Origin of the sequence: Burkholderia sp. MSMB1078WGS (assembly GCF_001528895.1) — a bacterium.
Classification (GTDB): Bacteria; Pseudomonadota; Gammaproteobacteria; order Burkholderiales; family Burkholderiaceae; genus Burkholderia.
Genome location: NZ_LPDI01000068.1, coordinates 1 through 23,944, shown reverse-complemented (window position 1 = coordinate 23,944; position 23,944 = coordinate 1). Strand labels below are relative to the sequence as shown.

The 23,944-nt window shown below is 66.6% G+C and carries 20 protein-coding genes and 1 riboswitch; of the genes, 10 read left to right on the top strand and 10 right to left on the bottom strand.

Annotated features, from left to right (window positions below; translation table 11 throughout):
• Positions 1-22: 22 nt before the first annotated feature.
• Positions 23-1,804 (bottom strand): phospholipase D-like domain-containing protein, encoded by a 1,782-nt coding sequence (locus WT24_RS16580; RefSeq protein WP_060034921.1) that lies wholly within the window; start codon positions 1,802-1,804, stop codon positions 23-25.
• 105 nt (positions 1,805-1,909) lie between these two features.
• The gene (locus WT24_RS16575; protein WP_006491117.1) at positions 1,910-2,668 is read right to left on the bottom strand and encodes a DeoR/GlpR family DNA-binding transcription regulator; all 759 of its coding nucleotides are present in this window, start codon (positions 2,666-2,668) and stop codon (positions 1,910-1,912) included.
• 218 nt (positions 2,669-2,886) lie between these two features.
• Between WT24_RS16575 and WT24_RS16570 the strand changes: the two genes are divergently transcribed.
• From WT24_RS16570 to nadE, 3 genes are all read left to right on the top strand, one after another.
• Positions 2,887-3,072 (top strand): hypothetical protein, encoded by a 186-nt coding sequence (locus tag WT24_RS16570; protein WP_006480515.1) that lies wholly within the window; start codon positions 2,887-2,889, stop codon positions 3,070-3,072.
• A 204-nt stretch (positions 3,073-3,276) separates the two neighbouring features.
• Positions 3,277-4,146, top strand: coding sequence for a DMT family transporter (locus WT24_RS16565; protein ID WP_060034918.1), 870 nt, complete (start codon positions 3,277-3,279; stop codon positions 4,144-4,146).
• 181 nt (positions 4,147-4,327) lie between these two features.
• Positions 4,328-5,194 (top strand): ammonia-dependent NAD(+) synthetase, encoded by an 867-nt coding sequence (gene nadE / locus WT24_RS16560; protein WP_059789275.1) that lies wholly within the window; start codon positions 4,328-4,330, stop codon positions 5,192-5,194.
• 70 nt (positions 5,195-5,264) lie between these two features.
• On the opposite strand, the gene WT24_RS16555 is transcribed toward nadE, so the two are convergent.
• From WT24_RS16555 to WT24_RS16545, 3 genes are all read right to left on the bottom strand, one after another.
• A complete protein-coding gene (locus WT24_RS16555) occupies positions 5,265-6,941 on the bottom strand; it encodes a S10 family peptidase (RefSeq protein ID WP_059500535.1) in 1,677 nt (558 codons plus the stop codon).
• Between the two features lie 73 nt (positions 6,942-7,014).
• Positions 7,015-8,604, bottom strand: coding sequence for a protease pro-enzyme activation domain-containing protein (locus WT24_RS16550; protein WP_060034916.1), 1,590 nt, complete (start codon positions 8,602-8,604; stop codon positions 7,015-7,017).
• A 293-nt stretch (positions 8,605-8,897) separates the two neighbouring features.
• Positions 8,898-9,518 (bottom strand): LysE family translocator, encoded by a 621-nt coding sequence (locus WT24_RS16545; protein WP_059500533.1) that lies wholly within the window; start codon positions 9,516-9,518, stop codon positions 8,898-8,900.
• Positions 9,519-9,651: 133 nt separating this feature from the next.
• Here WT24_RS16545 and WT24_RS16540 point away from each other — a divergent pair, with 133 nt between their 5' ends.
• Positions 9,652-10,116 (top strand): Lrp/AsnC family transcriptional regulator, encoded by a 465-nt coding sequence (locus WT24_RS16540; protein WP_059500532.1) that lies wholly within the window; start codon positions 9,652-9,654, stop codon positions 10,114-10,116.
• Between the two features lie 63 nt (positions 10,117-10,179).
• Here the strand turns inward: WT24_RS16540 and WT24_RS16535 are convergent, their stop codons facing one another.
• Entirely contained in the window at positions 10,180-11,091 is a 912-nt protein-coding gene (locus WT24_RS16535; protein WP_059500577.1) for a LysR family transcriptional regulator, read from the bottom strand.
• A gap of 139 nt (positions 11,092-11,230) precedes the next feature.
• On the opposite strand from WT24_RS16535, the gene speB reads away from it, so the two are divergent.
• Together speB and WT24_RS16525 are read left to right on the top strand one after the other, a co-directional pair.
• The gene (gene speB, locus WT24_RS16530) at positions 11,231-12,187 is read left to right on the top strand and encodes an agmatinase (RefSeq protein ID WP_011353980.1); all 957 of its coding nucleotides are present in this window, start codon (positions 11,231-11,233) and stop codon (positions 12,185-12,187) included.
• A 54-nt stretch (positions 12,188-12,241) separates the two neighbouring features.
• On the top strand, positions 12,242-13,567 hold the full coding sequence (locus WT24_RS16525) for an MFS transporter (protein ID WP_059500530.1): 1,326 nt from the start codon (positions 12,242-12,244) through the stop codon (positions 13,565-13,567).
• Positions 13,568-13,682: 115 nt separating this feature from the next.
• Here the strand turns inward: WT24_RS16525 and metE are convergent, their stop codons facing one another.
• On the bottom strand, positions 13,683-15,977 hold the full coding sequence (metE, locus tag WT24_RS16520; protein ID WP_060034913.1) for a 5-methyltetrahydropteroyltriglutamate--homocysteine S-methyltransferase: 2,295 nt from the start codon (positions 15,975-15,977) through the stop codon (positions 13,683-13,685).
• Positions 15,978-16,105: 128 nt separating this feature from the next.
• Between metE and WT24_RS16515 the strand changes: the two genes are divergently transcribed.
• Complete coding sequence (locus tag WT24_RS16515; RefSeq protein ID WP_059789278.1) at positions 16,106-17,014, top strand: LysR family transcriptional regulator; 909 nt, start codon at positions 16,106-16,108, stop codon at positions 17,012-17,014.
• A 21-nt stretch (positions 17,015-17,035) separates the two neighbouring features.
• Here the strand turns inward: WT24_RS16515 and WT24_RS16510 are convergent, their stop codons facing one another.
• Positions 17,036-17,758, bottom strand: a complete 723-nt coding sequence (locus WT24_RS16510; RefSeq protein ID WP_060034910.1) for a CbtA family protein — start codon at positions 17,756-17,758, stop codon at positions 17,036-17,038.
• A 14-nt stretch (positions 17,759-17,772) separates the two neighbouring features.
• Positions 17,773-17,982, bottom strand: coding sequence for a CbtB-domain containing protein (locus WT24_RS16505; protein ID WP_006488502.1), 210 nt, complete (start codon positions 17,980-17,982; stop codon positions 17,773-17,775).
• 32 nt (positions 17,983-18,014) lie between these two features.
• Positions 18,015-18,158: riboswitch (cobalamin riboswitch) on the bottom strand.
• A 45-nt stretch (positions 18,159-18,203) separates the two neighbouring features.
• On the opposite strand from WT24_RS16505, the gene WT24_RS16500 reads away from it, so the two are divergent.
• From WT24_RS16500 to WT24_RS16490, 3 genes are all read left to right on the top strand, one after another.
• The gene (locus WT24_RS16500; RefSeq protein ID WP_060034908.1) at positions 18,204-18,794 is read left to right on the top strand and encodes a histidine phosphatase family protein; all 591 of its coding nucleotides are present in this window, start codon (positions 18,204-18,206) and stop codon (positions 18,792-18,794) included.
• Between the two features lie 165 nt (positions 18,795-18,959).
• Positions 18,960-20,552 carry an inorganic phosphate transporter gene (locus WT24_RS16495; RefSeq protein ID WP_059500526.1) on the top strand — a complete coding sequence of 531 codons (1,593 nt, stop codon included), beginning with the start codon at positions 18,960-18,962 and terminating at the stop codon, positions 20,550-20,552.
• Positions 20,553-20,916: 364 nt separating this feature from the next.
• On the top strand, positions 20,917-21,660 hold the full coding sequence (locus WT24_RS16490) for a 2OG-Fe(II) oxygenase (protein ID WP_179949361.1): 744 nt from the start codon (positions 20,917-20,919) through the stop codon (positions 21,658-21,660).
• 257 nt (positions 21,661-21,917) lie between these two features.
• On the opposite strand, the gene WT24_RS16485 is transcribed toward WT24_RS16490, so the two are convergent.
• Positions 21,918-23,342 carry a DHA2 family efflux MFS transporter permease subunit gene (locus WT24_RS16485; RefSeq protein ID WP_060034902.1) on the bottom strand — a complete coding sequence of 475 codons (1,425 nt, stop codon included), beginning with the start codon at positions 23,340-23,342 and terminating at the stop codon, positions 21,918-21,920.
• Positions 23,343-23,944: the final 602 nt, after the last annotated feature.

Below are 23,944 nucleotides of genomic sequence, written 5' to 3'. Positions count from 1 at the left end.
GGCACTGCAACGTTTCGGCGCATCAGTCCGTCGGCTCGGTCGACGCCAGCGCGATCCGCGCCTTCTGTTCGGGGCTGCCTGCCACGTAATACTTCTTCGCCCAGCTCGAATCGGGCGCAAGCGCGAGCCGCGCATGCGCGCCCGTGCCCCGCTGCTTCGCATCGATCGCCAATGCGCGTGCGCGGTAGTGCTCGTAAAGCCGCAGGAATTCCGCGAGATAGATCGCCGCGATCCGCTTGTCGCGGATCTCGAGCAGGTTCTCGTCGTTGTACTGCTCGGAATTGCGGCTCATGTTCGCCGAGCCCGTATAGACGACCGGATTCGCGCCTTCCGCATCGATCACGATGAACTTGTGATGGATCACGACGGGCGGAAAGGCCGGCGCCGGCTCGCCCGGGAAGAGCCGCAGTTCCGGCTCGAAGCCTTGCGGCACCGTGGCCGGCGAAAAATACGACGCGTCGATCACGTCATGGTTGTCGCGGCTGCGGTGGTACAGCTCGAGGTTCGCGAGCGTCGCCGCATCGAGCGACTGGCCGCCCTGCTGCGCGGCATCGGCCTTCGTCGCGCTGCCCGCGTTGATCCGGTTCACGAGGCCGAACATCATCAGCCCGCGGTCGCCGGCCGCGAAACACGCATCGCGCAGCGCCGCGTCGGTCGGCATGAACAGGCAGAACGACACCGAATGCTTCGCGGCCGCGATCGCGGCGACGATCGTATCGATCTCGGTACGCTGCCCCGACGGCTCCGGCGAGTACGCGACGCGTACCTGCGCGCTGCCGATCGTCATCGGCGCCGACCAGCCCGGCGACAGCCGGGCGGTCTCCGCAATCGACGGATTCCCGGCCAGCGCGTGGGCGCGTTCGTTGTACAGCGCGGCGAGCGCGGGCGAATCGAACGCGTGCAGCACGTTGGCCTGCTCGGTCAGCCCCTCGGTCGTGAAGTTCGCGGAACCGGTCAGCACGCGTGCGGGCGCCGGGCTGGACGGCGCATCGGTCACGATGAACTTGTCGTGCATGATGTGCGTCCGGTCGCGCGGCGCGAGCGTCGCAAGGCCCTGCAGCGCATCGACGGCCGGCTGGTTCGGCGACGGCAGCGGCGGCTTGCCCTTGCGCGCCGTCGTATGCGCGTCGTAGACGATCGCGAGCGACGCTTCGCCGTGCCGGCGGCCGAACGCCTCGAACGCGGGCAGCGCCCACAGCGTGTCGGTCAGGTGATAGACGGCCGACACCGCGCGCGACGCAGGATCGAGCATCTCCGCGAACACCTGTTCCATGTCGTTAGCGAGCCACGTGCGCAGCTTCAGCGCCTGCTCGGCGCTCGGCGCCTCGTTCGGCGCGAGGCCCAGCGCCGCGACCTGCTTCGCGAACGCCTGCGAGCTGACCACCGCGCGGTTGAACCACGTGCCGATGCCGTCCTCGACGTGCGCGGGCAGCACGACGTCGCACACACCGGCTTGCGCGTCGAGCACCTGCAGGTTCGCCGGCGTGCCGACGACCGGATAGACGTCGTAGCGGAACGACGCACCGCGGTCCTGCGGATCGATGCGCGCGTCCCACCACATGAATTTCTGAATCGGCGCCTGATCGGTCGGCGCATCGCCCTGCGTGTCGGCGGCCGGGCCGTCGAACGTCAGGCGATTGGGCAGCCAGCTGTCCGGCGCACGCGTCTTGCCGTCGGCCGACCAGAAGCCGGGCGTGCGCCGGATCGCGAAGCCGAGGAAATCGGACCGCGTCGCCGCATCGGGCCAGTCGAAAGCCAGCAGGACCAGGGTGGGGGAAAGATAGCTGCGCACGCTGACGGTCATTCGTTGCTCCCTGGCCCGGCGGCCGATCGAGATGAATGGGTCAGTCTTGACGACGGTTCTTCCCGCACGATGACCGTTCGATGAACCTTGTATGTCGGACGCGCGTCAGTCGCACACGAGCAGCTCGATCCCGCGCGCCGTCAGCGCGCGCCGCACGGCCTTGTCGGGCGCGCGCTCGGTCACCAGATAGCGGGCGGCGGCCGCGCCGTTGATCCGCACCGGCGTCACGCGGCCGAATTTCGAGTGGTCGGCGACGATGATCGCCGTACCCGCCGCCGCGATCATCCGGCTGCGCACTTCGGCCGCGAGCCGGGAGTAGTCGGTGCACTCGCCGTCGGGCGTGATGCCGCCCGCGCCGACGAACGCGAAATCGACGTGGTATTGCGCGAGCTGATGGATCGTGTCGAGACCGAACGTGGCGTCCTCGTCGTCGGACAGCTCGCCGCCGAGCAACGTCACGCGGTTGCCGTTGCGCCGCGCGAGCACGAACGCGGTACGCCAGTCGTTCGTGTAGATCGACAGCCGGTGCCGATCGGCGAGCGCCAGCGCGACCGCGTGCGGTGTGCTGCCCGAATCGATCAGCACCGATGCATCGTCGGGCACGAATTCGGCCGCGCGCCGCCCGATCGTGCGCTTCGCGTCGGCGTTCGCGGCTTCGCGCTCGGACAGGCTCGGCTCGCGGCGATCCGCGGCCAGCGCGCCGCCGTGCGTCATCACGAGCAGGCCGCGCGCGGCCAGCGCGTTCAGGTCGCGCCGCACGGTTTCGCGCGATACGTCGAGCGAACGCACGAGTTCCGCGACCGACAACGCGCCCGACCGTCCGAGCTCCGACAGGATGTATTGATGACGTTGTTCCGCCAGCATCGCGTGTACGCCCGAGGCGACTGGTAATGGGTAAGCCGGCCATTGTATTACGGACGTTTGACGACCATTTGACCGCGCCGGGTAATGCAACCGGGCGGCGGCCGGGCGCGCCTCCCGAAAGCGAAATTCTGTATTGTCTGGCGCGCGCGAATCCGCGCGGCGCCGGTTGCTACACTTTGCGCTTCGCCGAACGAACGACCGACAAAGGGGCTCGCGCCATGTATCGCAAAGGCAGTGTGATCGAAATCCAGTTCCCGCCGGAACGCCTCAACGACGCGGCAGGCGATCCGTACTGGATCGACCTGACGCTCGACGAAGCGCGCCGGCTCTACGAACAGCTCGCCGCGCGCTTCGCGACCGACGCGCGCGCCAACCAGCCGCTCGACACGTTCTCGATCGACTGACCGTCGCCGCGGCCCCGTCCGCGCCGCGCCGTGCGGCGGCTGCTCGTCCCCGCCGCCCCGCCGCCCCGCACACCGGCGCGATGACCGCCGGCACGATCGCACGCCGCGCGGCCCGAGTGCAGGATTCGACAAGACGCCGGCGCCGCTTCGGCCGATACTGGCCGACTTTCCGGTTCCGTCCGGCCGCCTCGCGGCCCGTCACGCATGCTTACCTCGATCGTCGCCGCCGCTTTCGTCGCGCTCTGGTCCACCGGCTTCATCGTTGCCCGGGCGATCAAGCCTTACGCCGATCCGAACCTGTTCCTGCTCGCGCGCTTCGCGGGCACGGCCGCGCTGTTCGGCGTGGTGGCGCTCGTCGCGCGCGCGCCGTGGCCGGCCCGCCGCGAATGGCCGCGCCACCTGATCGCCGGTGCGCTGCTGCAAGGCGTCTATCTCGGTGCGAGCTACTGGGCCGTCGCACAAGGGCTGAATGCGGGCGTGATGGCGCTGCTCGGCGCGCTGCAGCCGCTTGCCACCGCCGTGCTCGCGGTCCCGCTGTTCAACGAACGCCTGCCCGCGCGCGGCTGGCTCGGGATGGCGCTCGGGCTGGCCGGCGTCGCGCTCGTGCTCGCGCCGAAAGTCACGGGCGGCGTCGCGCCGCCGCCGGGCGCGGCGCCTGCGTGGCTCGTCGTCACCGTGTCGGTTCTGGCGGTCGGATCGATCACCGCCGGCTCGCTGTACCAGAAAGGCAAGCTCGCGCAGAGCGATCTGCGCACGGCGGTCGCCGTGCAGAACTTCGGCGCGGCGATCGTCGCGGCCGCCTTCGTCGTGCTGCTCCACGAAACCCGCTGGATCGGCGCGCCGGCGCTGTGGATATCGCTCGTGTGGGGCGTCGTGTTCCTGTCCGGCGGCGCGGTCACGATGCTGATGTGGATGCTGCGGCGCGGCAATGCGGCGCGCGCGACGTCGCTGCTGTTTCTCGCGCCGCCGCTGGCCGCGCTGCAGGGTTACGGGCTGTTCGGCGAAACGCTCGCGACGATCCAGCTCGCCGGCTTCGCGCTCGCGCTGGTGGGCGTCGTGCTCGCGCGGCGCTGACCCGGCCATCGGGCGCCGCCCGGATGCCCTTCGCGCCGCCCGCCCGGCGCACCGCGCACCACGGCGATGCGCCGCGTCTCGCCGAAGCAACGCGAAACCGCCGGATCGCAGGCCCGGCGCGGCGGCACGCCACGATTGCGCTTATGATGTGCGCCTTGCATTTCGTTCCGGAACTTCACTCATGACATCCGCCGATTACGCCAGCCGCCAACGCGCGATCATTGCCGAACTGAACGTCGCGCCGCACTTCGACGCCGAAGCCGAAATCGATCGCCGCGTCGATTTCCTCGCGCAGTACCTTCGTTCGACCGGCCTGCGGACCTACGTGCTCGGCATCAGCGGCGGCGTCGATTCGTCGACGGCCGGCCGGCTTGCGCAACTGTCGGTCGAGCGCCTGCGCGCCGAAGGCTACGATGCGCGCTTCATCGCGATGCGCTTGCCGAACGGCGTGCAAAACGACGAAGACGATGCGCAGCGCGCGCTCGCGTTCGTGCGCGCGGACGAGGTATTGACGGTCGACGTGAAGCCGGCCGCCGATGCGATGCTCCGTTCGCTGGTCGCGTCCGGCCACGCGTTCGAAACGCCCGCGCAGCAGGATTTCGTGCACGGCAACATCAAGGCGCGCGAGCGCATGATCGCGCAGTACGCGGTGGCCGGCGCACGGCGCGGCATCGTGATCGGCACCGACCACGCGGCCGAATCGCTGATGGGTTTCTTCACGAAGTTCGGCGACGGCGGCGCGGACATCCTGCCGCTCGCGGGCCTGAGCAAGCGTCGCGTGCGCGGCGTGGCGCGCGCGCTCGGCGGCGACGAGCTGATCGTGATGAAGGTGCCGACGGCCGACCTCGAGGAGCTGCGCCCGCTGCGCCCCGACGAGCACGCGTATGGCGTGACCTACGACGAGATCGACGATTTCCTCGAAGGCAAGCCGGTCGCCGACCGCGTCTACGAAACGGTGCTGCGCTTCTACGACGGCTCGCGCCACAAGCGCGCACTGCCGTACACGATGTTCGACTGGCCGGTCGCGCAACCCGGCCACTGCGGCTGATCAACGGCGCGGCACCACTGCGCCGCGCAAACCCGAACGGTTTCGCGCGGCACGGGCGCGACCGGCAGCGCTACGCGTTGCCACCCGTCTTCTTCGCCTGCAGCGCACGAATCCGCATCCGCGCGCCCGTATCGCTGACCGTTGCGTCATACATCGTCGCGAGATCGCGCTTGAGCGCGGTGCGCGAACCACCGTCGAGATACACCATGTGCCCCGACGGATAGAACCGCGCGGACAGGTTCTGCCGCACCTTCTGGTCCTCCAGCGGCATCTGCTGGAGGTCGATCACGGTCTGGTAGAACGGCGTGACGAAGTCGTAGAGGCCGTTCGCCGACAGCACCTTCAGGTCGACGTTCAGCGCCATCACCGCGGCGAGGTCGCCGGCCGTGTAGAGGATCACGTTCCCCTTCGCGTCGATGCCCTGCTGCGCGCCGGTCGGGTCGATGTGGCTGAAGTCCCAGTTCTGGAACGCCTGATCGTTCAGGTCCGTGAACGCGGAATTCGACGTGAATTTCAACTGCTCGTTCAGGTAACTGTTCCACATCGCCGTATAGACACCCGTCACGGCCGTCATCGTCGGATCGTTGCCTCCCGAATTCGGGTCGATCTTGCCGGCGATGCCCGATGAGATCCCCGTCACGCGGCCGTCGTACGAACCGAGCGCGAGCCCCTGCGCATGCAGCAGCGTCGTCAGGAACAGCGAGTTGCCGCGCGTGTCGTAGCCCGCGATATCGAGCCCCCACGATTGCAGCGTCGCCGTATCGATGCCCGTGTATTGCGACAGTTTCTGCACGGTGGCCGGGTTCGCGTGCGGCGCCGCGCGCAGCGCGGCCAGGTAGTCGGTGCGCGCGAACTGCGCGACTTCCTCGACGAACGCGCCGAGATCGCTCGGCGGCGGCTTGATGCCGAGTTTCTTGTGATACCACGCGTCGGCCGCGGCGGTCGGCAGCGCGCCGACCGGGTTGCCGGCCTGCCGGTAATCGAGGATCGACGATTGCAGCGTGACGCCGTTCAGGTCGACGCCATCCTCGTGCAGCTTGTACGCGAGCACGCAGCTGCGCGCAGTGCCGTACGATTCGCCGAATAGATATTTCGGCGAATTCCAGCGGTTGTTCTTCGTCAGGTAGCGCTTGATGAACTGCTTCAGCGAATTCGCATCCTGGTCGACGCCCCAGAAATCGCGGTTCTTGTGCGGCGCGACGGCCGCCGAATAGCCGGTGCCGACCGGGTTGATGAACACCAGGTCGCTGTGGTCGATCATGCTGTCCGGGTTGTCTTCGATCTGGTACGGCGCAGGCGGCGTGAAACCCGGCATCGACGTCTTGATGCGCTTCGGCGCGAACGAGCCGAGCAACACGAACACCGACGACGAACCGGGCCCGCCGTTATAGAAGAACGTCACGGGCCGCGTTTCTTCCTTCGCGCCGTCGGCCGTGAACGCGACGTAGAAGATCTTCGCGGCCGGCTGCGAGCTGCTCGGATCGACCGTCACGAGATGGCCGACCGTCGCCGTGTACGCGATGCGCTTTCCGTCGATCAGGATCGTGTGGTGCGTGATCGCGGCCGCCTCGGTCGTGTCGGTCACCGAGTCGTCCGGGCCGTTGCCGTACGCGACCGGATCGAAGAACGGCTGGTCGCGGCCGTGGCTCAGCGCGACCGGGTTGATGGTCGGCGGCACGCCATGCGAATTGTGGTCGCCGTGATGCAGCGGATACACGCCGCCGGAAGATGCGGAATCGATGCCCATCGTGCTGCTCCTGGAGGTGAAAAAAGACGCGGGCAGACCACCCGCGTCGAACGGAAAGACGTGCGCCGGCGCGTCAGCTCGACGGCTTGCGCGCGAGGATCGTGGCGAGCTGCGCGCCGTTCGGGCTGCCGAGGCCCGTGCACGCATCCCAGCCCGACGCGGCCGCATACGTGCCGTTCGATCCTTTCGTGATGTCGCGCAGCGCGCCCGGGTTCTTGTACAGCGTCGGATTGATCCAGCCGGCCGATGCGCCGGCCGCCGCGTTGATCCGCGCGATCAGCGCGGCCCACAACGGCGCGACCGCGCTCGTGCCGCCCATCACCGCCGGGGTGCCGGCGATCGATACCTCGTAGCCCGTCTGCGGCGACGCGTCGCCGGCCACGTCCGGCACGCCGCGCTTCGCGAGCGGTGCGCTGCTGCCGTCGGCGTGCGCAACCGAGAGCCCCTGCTGCCATGCCGGCAGGTCGAACAGCGAACTGACGCCGCCGCCGCCCGCACCGCCGCCGGACGCCTCGTCGTTCCACGTGACTTCGCTGCGAATGCCCTGCCCGGGCAGCGCGTCGAGCTGCGTGCCGCCGCAGCCGAGCACGTACGGGCTCGACGCGGGGAAATCGACGTGATCGGCGCCATCCTGCAGCCCGTCGCCCGAGCCGCTGTCGCCCGACGCCGCACAGACGGTGATCCCCTGCGCCGCGGCCGCCTGCAGCACGCGGTTGAATGCGTGTGCCGACTGCGCCTGCCAGATCGCTTCCGGGCCGCCCCAACTGATCGAGATCACAGAAGGCCGGTTGGTCTTGTCGGTGACGGCCGCGTTGACCGCCTGGATGAAGCCCGCGTCGCTGTTCGGCGCGAAGTACACCGCAAGCTTCGCGGCCGGTGCAATCGCGCCGGCGATTTCGATGTCGAGCGCGACTTCGCCGTCCGGGCCGTTCGGCTCGCCGGTCGGCGCGTTGCGGCCGGTGCCGACGTTTACGTCGACGAGCGTCGGCGGCGTCGCGATCCCGAGCCCGCGGAAATACTGCTGGATGTCGGCCGCGCGATAGCCGCCGCCGAGCTCGACGATCGCGATGCATTGCCCGGCGCCGTCGCCGGCCGGGAAGTCGTACAGCGACGCAAGCTGGATCGGCGTGAACGTGACGGCCGCCGCGCCGCGCGCCGGCCTGAACGGCGGCCGGATCCGAAAGTGCGGCCGCGCCTGCGGACGGCTGTCGAGGCCGAGCACGGCCGTCACCGCATCGCCGAGCTCGTCGGGCAGCGCGATCGGGCCCGAGCGGCCGCGATACTGGCCGATCGCCCGATGCTCGAAGCGCTCGAGCTTCACGCTGAACGCGGTTTCGAACTGCCGGATCGTGCCGGACAGCACGACGACGCTTTCGACCGGGTCGACGCGATCGACCGTCAGTTGATGACGATGCGCGAATTCCTCGGTCTTGCGGATATCGTCGGGATTGGCGGAGAAACGCTGCGCGAATGCATCGCGCGACAGCGGTTTTGCGTGCGCGTCGCCGGTGGCGAGCTGGTGAACCAATGCATCGAGTTGCCCCTCTTCCTGCCGCCGCAACATGATCGTGACGTGGATGCGTTCTGCCGGATCGCACTGGCCGAGACACTTGGACTCGGCGACGATGCGGGGTTCACGGTCGGCTTGAAGATGCCTTGCCATGTTCAGACCCTCCTTGGTACCGCGTTGCACGGAACAGCCAGGAAATCGGACATAGCCTGCGGAAGACGGTTCCGTTCGGTCAGTCGGTTCGCGCCGACGCGTTGGCGACGGCGCGTTCGCGATCGCGATCGCGCGAAGCTAGAGGAAGTTTAGAACAGTCAGACGATTTGCGCGCACGCCCTTCTGCGGCAACGCGCACGAGCGCGAGCCGGCATCGCGCGCGGCCGGCGTCGATCGTCGCTTGGCCGCCGCCACGTCGGTCGACCCGCGCGGTGGCCATGCGAGGGCCACGCTCAGTCCATCGACAGCCGCAGTGCGAAACCGATCAACGCCGCGGAAAAGGTCCAGCGCTGCACCGTCTGCGCCAGCGGATGCGCGCGCATCCATGCCGCGATGCGCGACGCGCCGAACACGCATGCGAGGTCGAAGCACACGCCGGCCGCCACCAGCAGCGCGCCGAGTTCGAACATCTGCCAGACGACCGGCCCGGCCTCGGGCCGCACGAACTGCGGCAGCAGCACCGAGCAGAACAGCAGCGCCTTCGGATTCAGCAGGTTGGTCAGCAGCCCCTTCACGAACGACTGCCGCAGTTCGCCCGCCGCCGCATCGCCGTCGCCGAGCGCGAACACCGGCGAGCGAAACACCTGGATCGCGACATACGCGAGATAGAGCGCGCCGCCGTAGCGGATCGCCTCGTACAGCCACGGCGCGCTGCGGATCAGCGCCGCGACGCCGCACGCCGACAGCGTCACGTGCACGGTGCGCGCGAGCGACAGGCCGGCCGCCGCCGCCATCCCCGGCCGCACGCCGCGGCCGATGCTGGTCTGCAGCACGAGCGCCATGTCGGGCCCCGGCACCGCATAAATGGCCGCCAGCGCGGCAAGATAAATCAACAGCAAATGCGTGGAAATCATGGTCTGCCCCGTCCTCCAATGACGATATGTTGCCGTTGAAGGACGAGGGATTATTGGCCATCTTTGGCGAATAATTGGCGATTCGTAGGGGAATCCGCCACAATTCCGAGATCGAAATAAGGATTCCGCCAACATGATCGACCTCGATAAAACCGACCGCGCGATCCTCGCTGCGGTGCAACGCGACGGCCGCCTGCCGATCGCGCGGCTCGCCGAATCCGTCGGGCTGTCCGAGACGCCTTGCGCTCGTCGCCTGAAACGCCTCGAAACCGACGGCTACATCGAACGCTACCGCGCGCAGCTGTCGCGCCAGGCGCTCGGCTTCGGCGTGGTCGCGTTCGTGCTCGTGCGGTTCGCGACGCACGACCGCAAGGTCGCCGACCGGTTCGAACGGGAAGTGCTCGGCATCGAGCGGATCCTGGCCTGCCACAACGTCGCGGGCACGGCCGACTACCTGCTGCAGGTGGTCGCGCGCGACCTGGACGACTACGGCACGTTCCTGCGCGATTCGCTGCGGATGTTGCCGGGCGTGACGTCGATCGAATCGGCGCTGTCGCTGCGCGAGGTGAAGCACGACGCGGGGTTGCCCGTGCCGTGATGCGCGCCGGAGCGGCAATCTGCCCCGGTGCAACGCTCGTTCACATTGTTGGCGGCCCCGCCGTCATGCGAAGTCGGATGACTGATGCGCGCGCTCGAGATCCTCGAGAAACGCCTCCACGAGCGGATTCCCGCGGCCGTTGCGCGCGACGACCATGTGGAACGTCACGTCGTAGCGCAGTTGCTCCGGATTGAGCGGCGCGAGCAGCCCCTGCGCGACGTACGGCGCCGCGAAATGCTGCGGCAGGTAACCGAGATGGTGGCCGGACAGGATCAGCAGCGCGACGGCTTCCATGTTGTCGGCGGTCGCGGTCACGCGGTCGGGCGTCGTCGACAGTTGCGCCTCGGGCAGCGGATACGAGCGCCACGCCCATTCGAAGCCGGCGACGTCGGCCGGCGTCAGCGCGCCCGCGCCGTCGAACAGCGGATGGCCGCGGCCGCAATACGCGACCTGACGCTCGACGAACAGCGGCGTGTAGTGCAGCGACGGCACGCGATGCCAGAAGTAGCCGACCGCGATCTGGATCTCGTCACTCAGCAGCTTCTCCTCGAGATCGCCGGGCGCACGCACCGATATCGAAAAGCGCACGGCCTCGTCGCGGGTACGGAACGCGGCGATCGCCTCGGCGATCCGCGCATTCTGGCTCACCGGCGTATGGCCGATCAGGCCGATGTTCAGCGTGCCGACCAACTGGCGGTCCATATGCCGCGCGGCCATCCCGAATTCGTCGAGCGCCGCCAGCAGCTTGCGGCTCATCGCGTGGAACCGCTCGCCCTTCGGCGTGAGTCGGAAGCCGCTGCGGCCACGTTCGCAGAGCCGATAGCCGAGCCGCGTCTCGAGCGACGACAACTGCGCGCTGATCGTGGACTGGCCGACGTTCAGCACGGCCTGCGCGGCCGACACGCCGCCCGCGTCCGTGACCGCGAGAAACACGCGGATCAACCGCAGATCGAGGGTCGACAGATTCCCCAGCACGTTCATCCCCTTCCATACATCGACGACGATCGATGTTTACGTCGATATCTTCGCATTCTTCTTTCCCGACGGAGCGCGTAAAACTGTGCGCCAGACCGCGTCGCATGATACGGCAACCCCACCCCGGAAGAGACACCCCATGAACGACCACACCCATTTCCAGCCGCTCGGCGGCAATGAAATGCCGCGTTGCGGCGGCATCGCGACGATGATGCGCCTGCCGCACGTGGCCAGCGCCGAAGGCCTCGACGCGTGTTTCGTCGGCGTGCCGTTCGATCTCGGCACGTCCAACCGCACGGGCGCGCGCTTCGGCCCGCGCCAGATCCGCACCGAATCCGTGCTGCTGCGCCCGTACAACATGGCCACGCGCGCCGCCCCCTTCGATTCGCTGCAGATCGCCGACATCGGCGACGTCGCGATCAATCCGTACAACCTGCACGATTCGATCGCCCGCATCGAGGCCGCGTACGACGCGATTCTCGAGCACGACTGCAAGCCGATCACGCTCGGCGGCGACCATACGATCGCGCTGCCGATCCTGCGCGCGATCCACCGCAAGCACGGCAAGGTTGCATTGATCCACGTCGATGCACACGCCGACGTGAACGATACGATGATGGGCGAAAAGATCGCGCACGGCACGCCGTTCCGTCGCGCGGTCGAGGAAGGCCTGCTGCACGGCGACAAGGTCACGCAGATCGGCCTGCGCGGCACCGGCTACGCGGCCGAGGATTTCGACTGGTGCCGCGAGCAGGGCTTCCGCGTCGTCCAGGCCGAGGAATGCTGGAACAAGTCGCTCGCGCCGCTGATGGAGGAAGTGCGCGCGCGCGTCGGCGATACGCCCGTCTACATCAGCTTCGACATCGACGGCATCGATCCGGCCTACGCGCCGGGCACCGGCACGCCGGAAATCGCGGGCCTCACGGTGCCGCAGGCGCTCGAGATCATCCGCGGCGCGAAGGGGCTGAACATCGTCGGGTGCGATCTCGTCGAAGTCGCGCCGCCGTACGACCCGTTCGGCACTACGGCCCTGCTCGGTGCGAACCTCGCGTACGAGCTGCTGTGCGTGCTGCCGGGCGTCGCGTACCGCGACTGATCCCCGCACCGCCACCATTCCAAATCAGAGGATTCCAGAGGAGCACGCATCAAGATGGGGACTTCCGTCAAACAACCGAAGCGGGCGGCGCTCGCTTCGTTCGTCGGCACCACGATCGAGTGGTATGACTTCTACAGTTACGCGACCGCCGCCGCCATCGTGTTCGGGCCGCTGTTCTTTCCCGGCGAAAACCGCTTCATCAGCCTGCTCGCGTCGTTCGGCTCGTTCGCAGTCGGCTTCTTCGCGCGGCCACTTGGCGGCGTGATGTTCGGCTACCTCGGCGACCGCTTCGGCCGCAAGCGTTCGCTGCTCGCGACGCTGATGCTGATGGCCGTGTCGACGGTCGCGATCGGCCTGCTGCCGACCCATGCGCAAGCCGGCGTGATCGCCCCGATCCTGCTCGTGCTGATGCGCGTGCTGCAAGGGATCGCGGTCGGCGGCGAATGGGGCGGCGCGGTGCTGCTGGCCGGCGAGCATGCGCCCGAAGGCAAGCGTACGTTCTTCGCGTCGTTCGCGCAGCTCGGCAGCGCGAGCGGCCTGATCCTGTCGATGCTCGCGTTCGGCGCGATCAGCACGCTGTCGAAGGACGACATGATGAGCTGGGGCTGGCGCGTGCCGTTCCTCGCGAGTTCGGTGCTCCTGATCGTTGGCTTCGTGATCCGTGCGAGCGTGTCGGAGTCACCCGAGTTCGAGGAAGTGAAGCAGAGCGGCAACATCGCGCAAAAACCGCTGCGCGAAGCGCTCAAGTACTGGCCGCTGCTGCTGCTCGCGATCGGCGCGAACGTGTACGGGATCGCCGGCGTGTATTTCAGCAACATCTTCATGATCAGCTATGCGACGCAGTTCCTGTCGCTCGACCGGTCGATGGTGCTGCATTGCATGACGATCGTCGCGGTACTGCAGTTCGTCGTACAGCTTGCGGCCGCGTTCCTCGCGCAGCGCTTCGGCACCACGCGCGTGCTGCTGATCGCAGGCGCCTGGGCGATGATCGTCCCGTTCGTGATGCTGCCGCTCGTGCACCTGGGAACGCCGGTGTCGATCACGGTCGGCGTCGGCCTCGCGACGCTCGCGGAATCGGGCTACTACTCGGTGGTGGCGGGCTTCGTCAGCGGCATCTTCGTCGCGCGGATCCGCTATACGGCGATCTCGATCGCCTATCAGGTGTGCGGCGCGCTCGCCGGCGGCCTCACGCCGCTCGTCGCGACGCTGATCGCGCAGAACACGGCCCCGCAATGGTGGCCGCTCGCGATCCAGTACACGAGCGCCGCCGCACTGTCGTCGCTGTGCGTGTGGCTGATCGCGCGCCGCGTCGGCATCGACGATGCGGGTGCGCCCGGCAAGACGAACGACGCGCTGCCGCGCGGCACACGCACCGCGTAGCGCGACGCGGTACGCAAATGCATGCGTGACGAAAATCGGCCCGCTTCTTCCGCGGGCCGATTTTTTTCCGTCCGATCGTCGATCGCGACGGCGCCGCCCAGCACCCGCTGCGTGGTTAGCGCATCTGATTGCGCAGCGTCTTCGCGGCGGCGACCATGTTCGTCAGCGCCGGAATCACTTCCGCCCATTGGCGCGTCTTCAGCCCGCAATCCGGGTTCACCCACAGGCGTTCCGCCGGAATCCGCTCGGCCGCCTTCCTCATCAGCCCGACGATGTGATCCTGCGTCGGGATGTTCGGCGAATGGATGTCGTACACGCCCGGCCCGATCTCGTTCGGATACTTGAAATCGTCGAACGCATCGAGCAGCTCCATGTCCGAGCGCGACGTCTCGATTGTGATCACGTCCGCGTCCATGTCGGCGATCGACGCGATGATGTCGTTGAACTCCGAATAGCACATGTGCGTGTGGATCTGCGTATCGTCCTGCACGCCGTTCGCGGCGATGCGGAACGACTCGACCGCCCACCGCAGGTATTCGCTCCATTGCGCGCGGCGCAGCGGCAGCCCTTCGCGCAGCGCCGCTTCGTCGATCTGGATCACGCGCACGCCGGCCTTCTCGAGATCGAGCACTTCATCGCGGATCGCCAGCGCAAGCTGGTAGCACGATACCGAGCGCGGCTGGTCGTCGCGCACGAACGACCAGTTCAGGATCGTCACGGGGCCCGTGAGCATGCCCTTCATCGGCTTGTCCGTCAGCGACTGCGCATAGGCGATCCATTCGACCGTCATCGCCTTCGGGCGGCTGATGTCGCCGAACAGGATCGGCGGCTTCACGCAGCGCGAACCGTACGACTGCACCCAGCCGAACTGGCTGAATGCGTAGCCGTCGAGTTGTTCGCCGAAGTATTCGACCATGTCGTTGCGCTCGGCTTCGCCATGCACGAGCACGTCGAGTTCGAGCGACTCCTGTTCGCGGACACTGCGCTCAATCTCGGCCCGCATCGCCGTGCGATAGCCGGCTTCGTCCAGCGCGCCGGCCTTGAACCGGCTGCGCGCCTGGCGGATTTCGGCGGTCTGCGGGAACGAGCCGATCGTCGTCGTCGGGAACGCCGGCAGGTTCAGGCGCGCCGACTGCTTCGACGCACGCTGCGTATAGGGGCTCGCGCGGTTGCCGAGCTGCGCGTCGATGCGGGCGATAGCGGCCTTCACCGCCGGGTTGTTCACGCGCGGCGAGCGGCGGCGCGAATCGATCGCGGCGGCATTCGCGACGAGCGCGTCGACCACCTTGTCGCGACCTTCGTTCAGTGCGGTCGCGAGCACCTTCAGTTCGTCGAGCTTCTGCAGCCCGAACGCGAGCCACGAGCGGATTTCCGCGTCGAGCTTCTCCTCGCTCGCGAGATCGACCGGCACGTGCAGCAGCGAGCACGACGGCGCGAGCCACAGCCGGTCGCCCAGTTGCTTCGCGAGCGGCTCGAGCCAATCCAGCGTCGCGTTCAGGTCCGTCTTCCAGATGTTGCGGCCGTTGATCGCGCCGACCGACAGCACGCGATCGGCCGGCAGTTCACGCACCAGCGCGTCGACTTCGTCGCGTGCATTGATCGCGTCGATATGCAAGCCGTCGACCGGCAGCGACGCCGCGAGCGTCAGGTTGTCCTGGAGCTGTCCGAAGTACGTGGCGAGCAGCAGCTTGATGCGGCGAGTTTCCAGCGCCGCGTACGCGGTACGGAACGCGTGGCGCCATTCGGCATCGAGCTCGGTGACGAGAATCGGCTCGTCGATCTGCACCCATTCGACGCCTTGCGCGGTCAGCGTGTCGATCAGCGCACCGTACACCGGCAGCAGCTTCGGCAACAGCGCGAGACGATCGGAATCGTCCTTCGCCTTGCCGAGCCACAAGTACGTGACCGGGCCGAGAATCACCGGCTTCGCGTGCACACCCTGCGCGTTCGCTTCGGCCAGTTGCTGCAGCAGACGCGACGGATCGAGCGAGAAGTTCGTGTCCGCATGGAACTCCGGCACGATGTAGTGGTAGTTCGTGTCGAACCACTTCGTCATTTCGCCGGCCGCGACACCGCCGCAGCACGCGGCGTGCTCCTGAGCCGACCGCGCCGAACGGCCGCGCGCGACGCGGAAATAGTTGTCGAGCGCATCGCCGTGGAAATCCTGCACGCGTTTCGGCAAGTTGCCGAGCGTGAAGCTCATGTCGAGCACTTGGTCGTAGAACGCGAAGTCGCCGATCGGCGCGAGATCGAGATCGCGCTGATCGTGCCAGTGACGCCTGCGCAGTTCGGCGCCGAGTGCCGTCAGTTCGTCGCGCGACGATTCGCCGTTCCAGTAGCGTTCGAGGCCGAACTTGAGTTCGCGCTTCGCGCCGATGCGCGGAAAACCGAGGTTGTGTGTCGTGACCATGAAGCTGCCGTCCAGAGAAAAGGTGAAGATCCGGCAGCCATCATAGGGATTTCAAACCATGAAATAAAATGGCATTATTTCATTCATCCATTAATATTTCTCATGCATTGGCTGCATGAGCGCGATCCATGCTGGAACGATTCCATCTCGTCGTCATTCGCGAAGTCGAGCGCCAGGGCTCGCTGACCGCGGCGGCCAATGCGCTGCACCTCACGCAATCGGCGCTCAGCCATACCGTCAGGAAAATCGAGCAGCAGCTCGGCACGCCGATCTGGGACCGGGAAGGCCGCGGCCTGCGGCTCACGCAGGGCGGGCAGTATCTGTTGAAGCTGGCAAACCGGCTGCTGCCGCAGTTCGAACTCGCCGAGGAACGGATGAAGCAGTACGCGAAGGGCGAGCGCGGCACGCTGCGCATCGGGATGGAGTGCCACCCGTGCTACCAGTGGCTGCTGAAGGTCGTATCGCCGTACCTGTCGTGCTGGCCCGACGTCGACGTGGACGTGAAGCAGCGCTTCCAGTTCGGCGGCATCGGCGCGCTGTTCGGTTACGACATCGACGTGCTCGTGACGCCCGATCCGCTGAACAAGCCGGGGCTGCGCTTCGATCCCGTGTTCGACTACGAACAGGTGCTGGTGGTCGCGGATTCGCACCGGTTCGCGAATGTCGACTACGTGAGCCCCGAGCAACTGACGGACGAGATCCTGATCACGTACCCGGTCGAAACCGACCGGCTCGACATCTACAACCAGTTTCTGACGCCGGCCGGCATCGTGCCGCGGCGGCACAAGTCGATCGAGACGACCGACATCATGTTGCAGATGGTCGCGAGCGGGCGCGGCGTGGCCGCGCTGCCGCGATGGCTCGCCGACGAGTACGCGGACCGGATGCCGGTCGTGCCGGTCAAGCTCGGCAAGCAGGGCATCGCGAAGCAGATCTTCCTCGGCATCCGCGAAGCGGACGCATCGATCGACTATCTGGCCGCATTCGTCGCACTGGCGCGCGAATCGACGTGGAGCGCGCCGCGCATGCTGCGCTAGGCGCGTTCGGTTGTCCCCGCGTCAGGCGGCGCGCATGCCCGCGCGTTCGCCGCGCTCGACCCACGCGCCGAACAGCAAGCCGATCGTCGTCCACATGATCACCTGCATGCCGATGGCCGCCACGCGGAATTTCCACAGCAAGGCCGCAGGGAAATCGGCCGGCAGTTCGCTGACCGACGGCAGCCCGATCTGCACGGCCGCGATGATCGCGACGAACACGAGCCCCGCGACGATCGACGCGTTCCACTGGCCAAGCTTCGCCAGCAGATGGCGGCGCACGCCGACCGAGAACACCATCGTCGCGACCGAGATCGCGATCATCAGGAAGAACAGGCCGGTGCGATAGCCGATCGTGTCGGGGTCGCCGACCGACGGCGGGTTGGCCGGGTACTTGAGGTTCGGCACGATCACGAGCGCGACGAACGCCGCCAGCGCGAGCCACGCGGCCAGCGGCCGTGCCGGCAGGCGACTGCCTCGTCCGTATGCATACGCGAAGACCAGCGAAAACAGCCCGCCGAATGCCGCGCCGTAGGTCACGACACCCGTCAGCAACCCGAGGCCGGCCTGCGTGTGACGGCTGACCAGCTCGGGTTCCGGCGCCTCGCCTTGAGCGGCGGCGGTTTTTTCCTCTAGGGAGATCGCCTGATCGACTTGCGGTTCGCCGACCACTTTCGCGAAACCGAACGTGAGGAGGCCCGCGGCGATGCCTGCGAGCATCCCGCGCATGAGCAGCTTTCCGACCATCTTTTTACTCCGCGTCAGTGGCAGGGAAAGCCGAGCAGATGGCGGCCGTCGTGGACGAATTCGTGAACGTACATGCCTGGCACGAGCGACGTCGCGCCCTGTTCCGCACCGACGAAATAAAGTGCGAGCAGCAGGATCAGGCCGACGAACACGGCCCACGGCAACAGTTCACGGACGGGAATGGGCGCCGGCACGACCGCCGGCTTCAGCACTGCTTCGCTCATGGATGCACCTCAGGGGAATCGCGCCCCGACAAATGATGGATGGGTACGAAGGCAGGTCTGGCTTCCGGGATCGTCGATTCCCCGGTTACAGTGGCGCGACCGCGCCGGAATTGCACCGGCTTCCGCGCTTCGTATCGGGCGAATTGTACGCGCGAACGTTCGCGTATTGAAGCGATGACATCCGGCAAGTGCGCATCACTCCCGATCGTCCGACAACCGACATGACCATGCATGCCTCGCTGCGCCTGATCGCACACGCCTCGACCCGCGCAATGCGCACCGGCACGTTTCCCGACGACGATCCGCTCGACGCGCACGGGCTGGCCGAAGCCACTGCGCTGCGCGGCCGCTGGACGAGCGGTGCCGGCTCGCTCGTGCTGTGCAGTCCGGCGCGCTGCGCAAGGCAGACCGCCGACGCACTCGGACTGCACGCCGATATCGACGATGCGCTGCGCGACATCGATTACGGCAATTGGTGCGGCAAGCGGCTGCACGATCTCGCGCGCGACCTGCCTGACGAACTGGCGGCGTGGATCGGTACGCCGTCCGCGTCGCCGCATCGCGGCGAATCGTTCGACGCCGCCGCGCATCGCGTCGGCACATGGTTGAGCGCACTGCCGCCCGATCGCGACGTCGTCGCGATCACGCATGCGCCGATCGTCCGCGCAGCCATCGCGCATGTGCTGCGGATGGGTACCGGGGCGGCCACACGCCTCGACGTCGCGCCGCTGTCGTGCACGACGTTCGTCGCATCACCGGCCGGCTGGACCTTGGCCACGGCGGACGATGACCCGCGCGACACCGGCGCGTAAGCCGCTGACGTGTTCACTATGTGAGCGGACGATGCGCCCCCGACGCTTCGCATGCCGCCGCTCGCCTTACATCCCGTAAGACACACCGTTCGTCATCCCGACTGTCATCAAACTGACTGCTAGCCGCAGCTAGGATCGAACGAGGTTCCCTTACGAGATGTCGTCATGAATCAACCTGCTTCGTCCGCCCCGAACAATTCGGCCTCCGTCGCGCGCACCCGGCAGATCGGCTATACCGTCTTCCTGCTGGTGCTCGTGCTTGGCGCCGTCTATATCGCCACGCACCTGGTCGACGATCTGTCGCCGGTCCGCGAAGGGTCGATGTTCCCGTACCTGCTGCTCGGCGCAGCACTGCTGATCGCCCTCGGCTTCGAGTTCGTCAACGGCTTCCACGACACCGCGAATGCGGTCGCGACCGTGATCTATACGCACTCGCTCACGCCGAACGTCGCGGTGATCTGGTCGGGCATGTGGAACTTCCTCGGCGTGATGGTCTCGAGCGGAGCCGTCGCGTTCGGCATCCTGCAGTTGCTGCCGGTTGAGCTGATCCTGCAGGTCGGCAGCGGCTCGGGCTTCGCGATGGTGTTCGCGCTGCTGATCGCCGCGATCGTCTGGAACCTCGCGACCTGGTATTTCGGGTTGCCGTCGTCGAGCTCGCATACGCTGATCGGGTCGATCATCGGCGTCGGACTGATGAACCAGTTGATGCACGGGCCGTCCGGCACGAGCGGCGTCGACTGGGGCCAGGCGCTCGGCGTCGGCAAGTCGCTGCTGCTCTCGCCCATCGTCGGCTTCCTGTGTGCGTCGCTGTTGCTGCTCCTGCTGAAGGCCGTCGTGCGGATTCCCGAGCTGTACAAGGAACCGCCGAAGGACCAGCCGCCGCCGTTCTGGATTCGTTGCCTGCTGATCCTCACCTGCACCGGCGTGTCGTTCGCACACGGGTCGAACGACGGACAGAAAGGGATGGGCCTCATCATGCTGATCCTGATCGGCACGGTGCCGACCGCGTATGCACTGAACAAGGCCGTCACGCCCGCCGAATCGCAGACCTTCGTGGCGGTCGCGAACCAGGCGGCTGCGACGTTCGGGAAGTACACGAACGGCGTCGCGCCTTCCTCGAATCCGCGCGCCGATGTCGAACACTACGTGCAGCATCGTGAACTGACGCCCGCCGTGCTGCCGGCCGTGGCGCAGTTGTCCACGTCGCTCGCGACCGCCGTCGGCGCGTCGGGCTCGATGGCGGCCGTGCCGCAGCGCGACGTCGACAACGTGCGCAACACGATGTATCTGGTATCCGAAGCCATTCGCCTGATCGAGAAATCGGGCCAGCCCGCATTCGCCACCGACGACAAGCTCGCGATCGACAACTATCGCAAACAGCTCGACCACGCGACCAAGTTCATTCCGACGTGGGTGAAGGTCGCTGTCGCGATCGCGCTGGGTCTCGGCACGATGGTCGGCTGGAAGCGGATCGTCGTGACCGTCGGCGAAAAAATCGGCAAGCAGCATTTGACGTACGGACAGGGTGCATCGGCCGAACTCGTCGCAATGCTGACGATCGGCGCCGCCGACATGTATGGGCTGCCCGTGTCGACGACACACGTGCTGTCGTCGGGCGTCGCGGGCACGATGGCAGCGAACGGCTCCGGGCTGCAATGGAGCACGGTGCGCAGCCTCGTCCTCGCTTGGGTGCTGACGCTGCCGGCGTCGATCGCGCTGGCGGCAGGGCTTTACTGGTTGTTCCGGTCGCTGGCTTGATCGGCGATGCGGCGGGTGGCGGGCGATAGCCGGCCACCCGCCGCGGCAGGTCGGATCTGTCGCTTCTCCGCTTCTCCGCTTCTCCGCTTCTCCGCTTCTCCGCCTCTCCGCCTCTCCGCCTCTCCGCCTCTCCGCCTCTCCGCCTCTCCGTCACGTCACGTCACGTCACGTCACGTCACGTCACGTCACGTCACTGCATTTAGTGTGTCGATGCCGTGCCTACAACGTTTTCCCATCCGAATTAAAGCGCAAGATCTGGAGCGTACCGGCACACGGACACCGCTAGACTGGGTTCGTCAACTTTCGTGAATTCGACCGTGCGCGATCGCACGGCGCCACACTGCCGATACCCCGAGGTATGCCCGTGAACATTGCCGATCTGCAACCTGCCGTCGAACCGCTGGACATCGCACAACGCGTCGGCACCCTCGACTGGCCGGGCATCGAGGCGGAACTCGATCGCTACGGATGCGCGCGCGTACCGGACCTGATGTCGGCGAGTGAGTGCGATGCACTCGCGTCGCTCTATCCGCGCGATGCACTCTATCGTTCACGTGTCGTGATGGCGCGGCACGGCTTTGGCCGCGGCGAGTACAAGTATTTCGCGTATCCGCTGCCAGCCGTCATCGCCGAACTGCGCGCGACGATCTATCCGCATCTCGCGCCGGTCGCGAATCGCTGGAACCAGGCGCTCGGAATCGACGTCCGTTATCCGAAAGACCATGCGACGTTCCTCGATCGCTGCCACGCGGCGGGGCAGACGCGACCGACGCCGCTGATCCTGCAATACGGCGCCGACGATTACAACTGCCTCCACCAGGACCTGTATGGCGACCACGTGTTTCCGCTGCAGGTCGCGATCCTGCTGTCGGCGCCAGGCCGCGATTTCAGTGGCGGGGAGTTCGTGTTGACGGAACAGCGACCACGCATGCAGTCACGTGCGGAAGTGGTGCCGCTGACGCAAGGTGATGCTGTGATCTTCGCGGTACACGGCCGGCCTGTGCAGGGAACCCGCGGCGTCTATCGCGTCAACCTGCGTCATGGCGTCAGCCGGATTCGAAGCGGCCACCGCCACACGGTCGGCATCATCTTTCATGACGCGCAGTAGCGAAAATCGAAACAGCTGCGCTGCTGCCGCGCCGCTCATTGCGCATCGCATTCACGCTCGTCCCTGCATCGCACGTCGTCGTTCGGAACACGAACCGACCAAGCATGGCCGGCCGGAAGGCCGACTCGCCCGAGTGACGGAAGACCGGTTGCGCCGACCGTCGAGCGAACGCGGCCGCCACGCATCAGCGCTTCCGGTGAACGCCGAAAAATACGCGCCCTCCCCCGTCTCCCCGCCAATACGATTTGCAGTCCGGCCTATCCGCGCGCCACGTTGGCCCGCAGCCGATCGCCGGCATCGGAAGCCAGCCGGGCGTAGCCCGGCAACGTCAGCAGCGCGAGCACGCCCGCCGCAACGAACGCCCAGCGGAAATCGTCGAGCACGTAGTGCATGCCGGCCCCATCGCCGCGCCCCCATGCCGCGAGCCGCAGCGACAATGCACCGAACGCGATCCCCATCCCGATCGTCATCTGCTGCGCGGCGCTCCACAGCGTGCTGGCCGCGCTCGTCTGCTGAGCCGGGATATCCGCATAAGCCAGCGTCGCGAGCGTCGTGAACTGCATCGACCGCGTGAGTCCGTAGACGAATACGACGAACAGCGTGATCGCCAGCGATGTCGACGCGGTCAGCCAGCCGCATGTGATCGTGAAGATGCCGACGATCGTCACGTCGACGAGCGCAACGCGCCGAAAGCCGTAACGGTCGAGGATCCACGATGTGCCTGCCTTCATCCCGAGATTGCCGAGCGCGCTGGCGAGCAACAACAGCCCCGACTGGAACGGCGACAGCCCGAAGCCGATCTGGAACAGCAGCGGCAGCAGGTATGGGACGGCGTTGATCGCGATCCGCGTGATCGAGCCGGTGATCACCGTCACTGAGAACGTGGGCACTTTCAGCGTCGTGAAATCGAGCAGCGGATGTGCGCAGCGTCGCGCATGCAACCATGCGGCGATGCCGAACAGCACGCTTGCCCCCACCAGGACGCCCGCGCGCGTGAAGTCGACATCCTGCTGGCCGGCTGCTTCGGTGCCGATCAGCAGGCAGGTCAATGCGCCGCCAGCCAACACGAAACCGACCCAGTCGAGCGGCCGTTGCTCGTCGGCCCGCGTGTTCCGAACGATCAACCAGGTACAAACGAGCGCAGCAACGCCGAACGGGACGTTCAACAGGAAGATCCATCGCCACGATGCATAGGTCGTGATGAAGCCACCGACCGGCGGCCCGACGACGGGCGCGACGATGCCCGGCCACGTGATCGTCGCGATCGCACGCATCAGCCTCGCCTTCTCGGTACTCCGCACGACGATCATTCGCCCGACCGGCACCATCATCGCCCCGCCGACGCCCTGTAGCAGCCGGGCAGCCGTGAACGACATCACGCCTTCGGATAGCCCGCACAGCACCGACGCGCCGGTAAAGACGACAATCGCGCTCGCGAAGACCGTCCGCGAGCCATAGCGATCCGCGATCCAACCGCTGATCGGAATGAACACCGCCAGCGCCAACATGTAAGCCGTCATCCCGAGGCTCAGTGCGTTCGGCCCAACGCCGAACGAGCTGGCCATTTGCGGCAGCGCGGTCGCGATCACGGTCGTGTCGAGATACTCCATGAAGAACGTCGCGGCGACGAGATATGGCAAGAAGTCGGTCGTCCGACCACTTTGGGCGGGGCTGTCAGTCATGAACGATGCAGGAGATGGAATGCAAAAGAAGACGCCGACCGCCGGCGGATGCAGACAAGCACCGTGAGATCGGGACGAACGGCGATATTACCCCGAAGGAGTTGCTCCTCGCTCTGCCGAGCATGTCCCGTGAACGAACTTTATGCGCATAGATTTCTTGTGACGATTTTGCGCTGCGTTCGCTGCGTGATGCCCGGGACGCGGTGCATCGAAGAGCGGCCAGACAAAGTGGGATTTTTTTCGTCAGAAAGCAGCATTTACTGATTATCGTTGATCAACATCGCCTATCGTCGACCATCACAACACCGTGGCCGGACGGGCAGTATTGGCCGGACGATCCGAAGACGGACGGTACGACTAGCGGAGGGAAGTTGCGATCTTGATCGAAGATGCGATCAATAATCGCTTGAATCGCCGGAGATAGGGGCGATTGAGGCGGATTTGATGTTGCGATTGATGCGGTAGTGATTTCCGTCGCACAAATGCAAAAACCCCCGCCTTTCGGGCGGGGGTTTCTGTCTTGAGGGGAGCCTGACGATTACCTACTTTCACACGGGAATCCGCACTATCATCGGCGTAGAGTCGTTTCACGGTCCTGTTCG

Excerpts from the sequence above, each read along its gene's own strand:
- nadE (WP_059789275.1), top strand. The coding sequence starts at position 4,328 with ATGACATCCGCCGATTACGCCAGCCGCCAACGCGCGATCATTGCCGAA.
- WT24_RS16540 (WP_059500532.1), top strand. The coding sequence starts at position 9,652 with ATGATCGACCTCGATAAAACCGACCGCGCGATCCTCGCTGCGGTGCAA.
- WT24_RS16555 (WP_059500535.1), bottom strand. The coding sequence starts at position 6,941 with ATGGGCATCGATTCCGCATCTTCCGGCGGCGTGTATCCGCTGCATCAC.
- WT24_RS16565 (WP_060034918.1), top strand. The coding sequence starts at position 3,277 with ATGCTTACCTCGATCGTCGCCGCCGCTTTCGTCGCGCTCTGGTCCACC.
- WT24_RS16500 (WP_060034908.1), top strand. The coding sequence starts at position 18,204 with ATGACCATGCATGCCTCGCTGCGCCTGATCGCACACGCCTCGACCCGC.
- WT24_RS16495 (WP_059500526.1), top strand. The coding sequence starts at position 18,960 with ATGAATCAACCTGCTTCGTCCGCCCCGAACAATTCGGCCTCCGTCGCG.
- WT24_RS16485 (WP_060034902.1), bottom strand. The coding sequence starts at position 23,342 with ATGACTGACAGCCCCGCCCAAAGTGGTCGGACGACCGACTTCTTGCCA.
- WT24_RS16505 (WP_006488502.1), bottom strand. The coding sequence starts at position 17,982 with ATGAGCGAAGCAGTGCTGAAGCCGGCGGTCGTGCCGGCGCCCATTCCC.
- WT24_RS16525 (WP_059500530.1), top strand. The coding sequence starts at position 12,242 with ATGGGGACTTCCGTCAAACAACCGAAGCGGGCGGCGCTCGCTTCGTTC.
- WT24_RS16570 (WP_006480515.1), top strand. The coding sequence starts at position 2,887 with ATGTATCGCAAAGGCAGTGTGATCGAAATCCAGTTCCCGCCGGAACGC.
- WT24_RS16575 (WP_006491117.1), bottom strand. The coding sequence starts at position 2,668 with ATGCTGGCGGAACAACGTCATCAATACATCCTGTCGGAGCTCGGACGG.
- speB (WP_011353980.1), top strand. The coding sequence starts at position 11,231 with ATGAACGACCACACCCATTTCCAGCCGCTCGGCGGCAATGAAATGCCG.
- WT24_RS16545 (WP_059500533.1), bottom strand. The coding sequence starts at position 9,518 with ATGATTTCCACGCATTTGCTGTTGATTTATCTTGCCGCGCTGGCGGCC.
- metE (WP_060034913.1), bottom strand. The coding sequence starts at position 15,977 with ATGGTCACGACACACAACCTCGGTTTTCCGCGCATCGGCGCGAAGCGC.
- WT24_RS16580 (WP_060034921.1), bottom strand. The coding sequence starts at position 1,804 with ATGACCGTCAGCGTGCGCAGCTATCTTTCCCCCACCCTGGTCCTGCTG.
- WT24_RS16515 (WP_059789278.1), top strand. The coding sequence starts at position 16,106 with ATGCTGGAACGATTCCATCTCGTCGTCATTCGCGAAGTCGAGCGCCAG.
- WT24_RS16510 (WP_060034910.1), bottom strand. The coding sequence starts at position 17,758 with ATGGTCGGAAAGCTGCTCATGCGCGGGATGCTCGCAGGCATCGCCGCG.
- WT24_RS16550 (WP_060034916.1), bottom strand. The coding sequence starts at position 8,604 with ATGGCAAGGCATCTTCAAGCCGACCGTGAACCCCGCATCGTCGCCGAG.